Annotated in this window: 7 protein-coding genes; 2 read left to right on the forward strand and 5 right to left on the reverse strand. The window is 54.8% G+C overall.

All coding sequences use genetic code 11. The features are described from left to right. From AB8B76_RS12140 to AB8B76_RS12155, 4 genes are all read right to left on the reverse strand, one after another. Positions 1–1158 (reverse strand): cytochrome P450 (locus AB8B76_RS12140; protein WP_405272817.1); only part of this gene is annotated, 1158 nt, incomplete at its 3' end. A gap of 101 nt (positions 1159–1259) precedes the next feature. Next, positions 1260–2624: a sigma 54-interacting transcriptional regulator gene (locus AB8B76_RS12145; protein ID WP_405272819.1), complete on the reverse strand. Its 1365-nt coding sequence runs from the start codon at positions 2622–2624 to the stop codon at positions 1260–1262. A gap of 23 nt (positions 2625–2647) precedes the next feature. After that, a complete protein-coding gene (locus AB8B76_RS12150) occupies positions 2648–3193 on the reverse strand; it encodes a hypothetical protein (RefSeq protein ID WP_405272821.1) in 546 nt (181 codons plus the stop codon). Beyond that, positions 3190–4788 (reverse strand): sensor histidine kinase, encoded by a 1599-nt coding sequence (locus AB8B76_RS12155; protein WP_405272823.1) that lies wholly within the window; start codon positions 4786–4788, stop codon positions 3190–3192. The genes AB8B76_RS12150 and AB8B76_RS12155 overlap by 4 nt, the downstream gene beginning before the upstream one ends. A gap of 346 nt (positions 4789–5134) precedes the next feature. Between AB8B76_RS12155 and AB8B76_RS12160 the strand changes: the two genes are divergently transcribed. Both AB8B76_RS12160 and AB8B76_RS12165 read left to right on the forward strand, forming a co-directional pair. Continuing rightward, the gene (locus AB8B76_RS12160; protein ID WP_405272824.1) at positions 5135–5392 is read left to right on the forward strand and encodes a hypothetical protein; all 258 of its coding nucleotides are present in this window, start codon (positions 5135–5137) and stop codon (positions 5390–5392) included. A gap of 92 nt (positions 5393–5484) precedes the next feature. Next, positions 5485–6066: a GNAT family N-acetyltransferase gene (locus AB8B76_RS12165; RefSeq protein WP_405272826.1), complete on the forward strand. Its 582-nt coding sequence runs from the start codon at positions 5485–5487 to the stop codon at positions 6064–6066. Here the strand turns inward: AB8B76_RS12165 and AB8B76_RS12170 are convergent. Further along, positions 6023–6541, reverse strand: a complete 519-nt coding sequence (locus AB8B76_RS12170; RefSeq protein ID WP_405272827.1) for a nuclear transport factor 2 family protein — start codon at positions 6539–6541, stop codon at positions 6023–6025. The two genes, AB8B76_RS12165 and AB8B76_RS12170, sit on opposite strands and share 44 nt — an antisense overlap. Positions 6542–6562: the final 21 nt, after the last annotated feature.

The following is a 6562-nucleotide window of genomic DNA, read 5'->3' on the forward strand; positions in this document are numbered from 1 at the left end:
AGCGATTTCGATGGTGTCGATTCTCTGTACCAGTTCTTTGAAAAAACACGCCACTTCGAGTACGGCCAGATGCTGCCCTAGGCACATATGTCCGCCATAGCCAAAAGCCAATTGGTTGCGGTTGTCCCGCTCGATATCGAACTGGTTGGGATTTTCTATTGCCGTTTCGTCACGGTTTGCTGAGGGGTACCACAACGCCAGACTTTCTCCTGCGGCGATTTTTTGTCCTTGGAACTCTGCGTCCTCTGCGCATGTGCGCATCATGTGCCGTACTGGCGATACCCAGCGAATCATCTCCCTAGCAGCACTTTGACAGAGCTCGGGATTGGCTTTGAGCTTTTCAAGCTGATCGGGGTGCTCCAGAAGCGCCTTCAATCCGCCGCCAATGGTGGCCGAGGTGGTGTCATGACCCGCAGTTGCGGTGATGATGAAGTAGCTGATCTGATCAAGCTCTTCCATAGGCTCGCCATTCACTACCGCATTGGCTAATACTGACGCCAGGTCATCGCTGGGGTTGGCTTTTCTATCTTCTACAACGCCCTTGAAGTAGGTGAAAAAATCCATGAGCACAGACATGCGATCTTCAAGGTCGCCACCACGTCCCTGTTCTGGGTCCTCGCTGCCAAAGAGCTCTTGGGTCAGTTTTAGCATCATGCCTTCTTCCTCTGGCGCAACACCGATGATCGACATGATGATGCGTAGCGGATAGAGCAGGGCGATGTCCTTCACAAAGTCACATTCCCCGCCGAGCGCCTCCATTTTGTCGACATGAGCCTTGGCTATTCCTTCAACCAGCGGCTTTAATTTGCCTATGGGGCCGGGTTTGAACCAATCGCGTGTTACTCCACGCAGCTCACGGTGCTTGGGGTTATCCATATGGATCAGTGTTTCTAATCCATTGCGCGTGCCAAAATTTTCCAGAAGCATTTCTTCAAAGGCGCGCTGAACGATGACCGTACGGGGAGCATTAATGAATAAATCGTTGTGCTGGCTAACGTACTGAATGTCCTCGTGCCTTGTTAAGGTCCAGAAGGGCTCAAAATCGGGGTGGTCAAAGTAGGCCACCGGTGTATCGCGGCGCAGCTCATGGAAAAGCGCGTGCATGCTTTTTTCATCGCCCATCACAGCGGGGTTGACGATATCGTGAATGCGGCTCATAGGTTCTCTTTATTGGGCAGGAAAATCGAGCGGACTCTAGCACTAGTTCTCGCACAGACCCAGCATGGCCAACTATCTTCTCTCTTAGTTATCGCACGCGTTTATCCGGGACTGGCACCTTGCCGATAGCGAGCGGGATCCAGGTCGTGTTTTTTCAGAAGCTTGTAAAACTCTGATCGATTTCTTTGCGCCAATCTCGCGGCCTGTGCGACGTTGCCCTCTGTCGTATGCAATAAACGGCTGAGGTAATCGAACTCAAAACGATCACGCGCTTCCGCAAGCGGTGCAAAGGTTGCCGAACGCCCCTTTAACGCTCGCTCTACCAGGCTCTCGGGGATTATTCGTGAGCGGCCAAGCACCATGCACTGCTGTACGACGTTGGCGAGCTGTCTGACGTTACCCGGCCAGTCGGCACCCATTAGCCGCTCCATTGCATCACTTGAGAATCCGCGCGCCGGGCCGTCACCGCGAAAGCTCTCCAGAAAGTGCTGCGCCAGAAGCGGGATGTCTTCCCGGCGCTCAGCTAGAGGCGGCAGACGCAGCGTAACAACGGCGAGACGATAGAAAAGGTCCTCTCGAAAACCGCCGTCGAGGATTGCATCTTCAAGGTTGCGATGGGTGGCGCAGATAACCCGGACATTTACGGGGACGGAGCCATCGCTGCCAAGAGGCTCAATCGTCAGTTCTTGTAGTGCGCGAAGCATTTTGGCCTGAAACGCCAAGGGCATTTCTCCTACCTCGTCGAGAAACAAGGTGCCCCCTTCGGCGCGTTGAAAGAAGCCCACGCGATCCTTGGTGGCGCCGGTAAAAGCGCCTTTGCGATGACCGAACATTTCGCTCTCAAAAAGATTTTCCGGGATTGCGGTGCAGTTGACGGCAACAAAGGGCTCGGCGGAGCGATGACTGGCATCGTGAATCGCGCGCGCCAGAACTTCCTTTCCGGTGCCGCTTTCGCTTTGGATGACTATGCTGGCATTACTGGCCGCGGCAAGTTCCGCCTCTTGAAGAGTAGACTCCATGGCGACACTGCGAAACACGATGCCCGCACGCCATTCGTGCTGGATCGGTTCTCGCCCGCCACCGCCGGCGCTCGCATTTCGTGCGACTGCACGCCGTAACGTCGTAATAAGCTCCGCGGCGTCCAGGGGCTTAGTGAGAAATGCAAAAGCACCTTGCTGGGTCGCTGAGATGGCATCGGGTATCGACCCATGGGCGGTCATCAGTATTACGGGAAGGAGTGGATAGTGTGCCTCGATTTCCCCAAGGAGTTCGAGGCCGTCCATCCGATCCATCTTCAAATCTGTGACCACGGCGGCGGCCTGCCGAGTGCGCAGAAACGTCAGAGCGTCGCGCCCGCTCTCGCTTGTGCATACAGCGAGGCCCGCTCGTTGAAGTCGAATTGATAGTAATTTGAGAAGATCGGGATCGTCGTCCACCAGCAGAACCGGTAGGGTGGTTTCGTCCATCGGTGCCTGCTCCTGTGCGCCGTTCATCGTAGCTGAGGCGGGCTGGGTTCTGGGGCTGACATCACGTTTTCAATCTCTTTGAGTGCCTCGACTTGGTCTGAGCAAATCACTGCTTCACGCTGCAGTTTTTCGCGCTCGCGCTCCAGCTCTGCTCGACTATCTTCTACGACTTCGCACTGCTTGGAGAGTTTTCTGAGCTCCGCTGTGGTGCCTGCGTGGTTTTCCCGTAGCCGTAACGAACGAGTGAGTAAATCGCGAACGGGAGCGAGCTCGTGATCAGCATCAATCCCCTTCAACAGCGATGACATCTCCTCCGAATGGTAATCGCCGCCTTCCGCAGCGGGGGCAAGCAGCGTGAGATAGGCGAGTTGAAGACGCGTCATAGCGTTCGGCGATTCTTCATACTGTGCTTGTACATTGACGAACTCGGTATTGCGCTCCTCGGTGCTCATTGCATCGACCTGTGAGTAGAAGCTGCGCCATTGCTTATAGGCGCTTTGATTCGGTAGGGCGCAAGCACCAAGGAGGAGTGTCAGAATCAGGATGCCGCCGTGACTTAGCTTTTTCATGCGGCGTCTGTCTCCGCGCATGGGGCATTGGATGTGGGCTCACCCTGCTCATCGGGCGGGCTCTGGGGAACATCCAGAGCGGGAAGCGTCAACCTAAAAACTGTGCCGGTGCTGCAGGCGGGTAGGGTGAGCGTGCCCCGGTGCAGTCGGACGTATTCATCGGCAATGGCTAATCCCATACCCGATCCACTCACCAGTGCCTGAGTATCCTCACTCCCGCGAAAAAACCATTCGAAAATTCGCTGACGGTGCTCCTTTGGCACCCCGGGCCCATCGTCTTTCACATCGAGAATCACGTCGCTTTGCGTACGTTTTAGCATCATATTCACAGAGCCGCCTGGTTGGGCAAACTTGATGGCATTGGAGAGCAGATTGTCGACCACAATTTCGATCTGGCGAGAATTTGCATGGATGTAAACGGACTCTAGATCGAGGCGTAGTTTCAGGCGTCGACTTTGAACAGCGATGGCCTGGCGTTTCACGATGGCCTCAATCAAGGTGTCTAAGGCTAAGGGTTGATGCTCACTGTCGCGGTCCGCCGCACCGAAGCGAAGGAGTTCCTCGATAAGCGATTGCAGACGGAGCCCGTTGTCGTGGAGTATGCGCGTAATTGTCGCCACTTCAGTTTCGCTGGACTCACTGGACTCGTACAGGAGTAGCTCTGAGGCCTCGCGGATATTGGTCAGTGGCGTTTTCAGTTCGTGGGAAACGTCGCGCAGAAAACGCGTCTTCTGGCTTTCAAGAGTGACCAGGCGTTCGCGCAGCCAATCGAGTCGCTGCCCTAGTTCCGTGAGATCTCGAGCACCGCCTATACGAACGGGTTTGGCTAGAGCTCCATCGCCCAGTGTACGTATGCTGCTGTCAAGCTCCCGCAGCGGGCGACGGATAAGCACAAGAAATACCGCCGCCAGTATTAGTGATAGTGGTATGACAAGGGCCGCGAGGAGCACCAGGGAATTGCGCAACTGAGATACCTGCCCGGTCAAGACAGTACTAAGTTCTCGGCCTCGCTGGGAGTGCAGGGCAATCAACTCCGCCGATTTGCTGCGTAGCGTGTCAAACAGTACTTCTACGTCTCTCGGGTTCAGGAGCTTACTGTCGATACTTGGACTCGGGCCGGTCAGACGCTTGAATGGCGTGGGTAAGATTTGAGCCTGAGCCTGACTGACCCGAGGGTCGACTGACTCTTCGGTCATCGAACTGCTTACTACCGATATGTGTCTATAAAGGCGGGCGTCGGCATCTCGGAGATCGGCTAGTACTGACTTCGCCCCTTCGACATTTGGCATATCGCGCATCGAGTTAAGGAGCTGCAGCAAGTCGCCTCGATGTCCCTCGTAGATTGCATGTATCTGCAAATCCTCAAGGGCAAAGAATTGCCGCGCAGAGCGCTCTACGCTGTTGATGCGGCTCGCCAGCTGACGGCTCGCGTCAGTACTGGATTGCACCGAGACGATTGCGTTGCGGCTGGTGATTGCAAACTCCTCAGACCGCACAATGGCAATCCAGATAGCGATCGCCAGCGGCAGAATCACGGCTGCAAAGCCAAGCAGTATTAGCTGCAGCAACGTTAACGATTCAAAGAAGCGCTTCACTCGTTCTCAACCCTGATGACAAACCGGCCGCAGTTGCCGCGTTGTGTGTTGCGTACCGCTGTTGCCCACGGGAGACACATCAGCTGTGGGGCAGCGGGAACAGAAGACACTGAGGTTAGCCGCCTTTGGGGGCCTGCGTCACGCGCTCATCGCAGAAAAAGCGTTGCCCGGAGGCAACACTTTGGCGCTGCTCTTATCTACCTCTAAAAATGATGATATAGATTAAGTCATTGTTTTATATCATTTTTAAAAGACTGGTCAGCCCTTTGCAACGCTTGGTATGAGCGCGCTTTCTGCAGGAAGTCTCACAGACCAGCGCGACGCCCCTAAAACACCGGAGAGACGTATGAAATTTCAGTTATCAGCACTTTTCCTTAGCATCTCGGCGATCGTTGCCGTGAATACACTTGCCGAGCAACCCGGCGATGCAGGCACATCTAGCCAGAGCGCGGCTCCCGCCTTTACGGAAGTCGATCGTGACGGTAGCGGCAGCATTTCTATTGGTGAAGCCGAGGGAACTTGGCTTGCCGAGATTTTTGCCATCGCAGATTTGAACAGCGATGGCATGATCGATCAGGCGGAATACACCGAAGCCCTTAGTTAAGCGGATCAGAGTCAGCCCCAAGCCTTGCGCGTCCCTGGACGCGCTTTTTTTAGGCCTCCTAAGGAAGTGCTTGATACAAGGAACCGACGCCCATGATTCACTTTGAAATTACTCAAGACCCAGCCCTGCTGGACCAATACTACGCGCTGCGCGAGCGGTGTTTTCGTGAGGAGTTAAAGGTCCAGGATTTCGACGGATCGGAGCAAGCGGAAGACCGATCTGGACATATCCTCATTGCTCGCCTGGGAGACTCTCTTGTGGGAGGCATGCGTATCGCCCCGGCGTGTCCACACCCGGCAATTTCGGCCGAGCTCGCCGCTAAATCCGATTCAATTTGCATTTGGGAGCGCCTTGTATGTCATCCCGAAAAGCGCTCCACACAGGTCTCACAGAATTTTCTCGGTCACCTGATCCATCACTGCCGACGCCTGGGCTATGAGTGCGCGGTGGTACTCAGCAACCTGGTGCGGGCGCGTTACTACCGCATTTCGCACAATGCTCTAGGAATTCCCTTTGACATTCTACGTCCAGCGCCGGAGTTTGCAGCCGGCGCCTTTTCGAGCATGGAGCATTACTTATCGGTGTCATCCTTTGGTGATAGGCCGGGTGTGCGTGAAATGAGCGCAGTGTCTATTCCACTTCATGCAAACCATACTTTTTCTGTAGGTCCTTGACGGTATTCTCGGCAGACGAGTACTCGACATAATCGTGGTGCTCGCTTACTTTGCCGTCCGTTACCCGAATGATCGAAACCACTTTGCCTGGGAGGCTTATCCAGTCTTTGTCGACGTTCCAATAAGCGCCCGCGACGCGCACATCGATATCGAGATTCACAACGAAGTACCCAGCGGTTTCAAAACACTGAGTGGTTGTGTAGCTGATATTGCTCGTACCCGACTCTTCGGAGCTACTGCGCCAAAAGCCCACGATGTTACGGGGGCCCTCACGATGGATAGGGTCGCTATCAAAGTAAGTCATTGTTGGGTCTGTGTAGACAGCGTCCTCGGCAAGCATGGATTCCATTTGCGACCAATTCATTGTTTCAATAGCGCGAAGGTATTGTTGGGCGGCAGAGCCTTCAGGGCATGCGCCGAAGGCATGGACTGCTCCCAGTTGTAAGAACAGGCCGAGAATCACCGATTTCGTCATGTCTACTCACTCCCATGGCAC

Source organism: Congregibacter sp. (assembly GCF_045107095.1).
GTDB lineage: Bacteria > Pseudomonadota > Gammaproteobacteria > Pseudomonadales > Halieaceae > Congregibacter.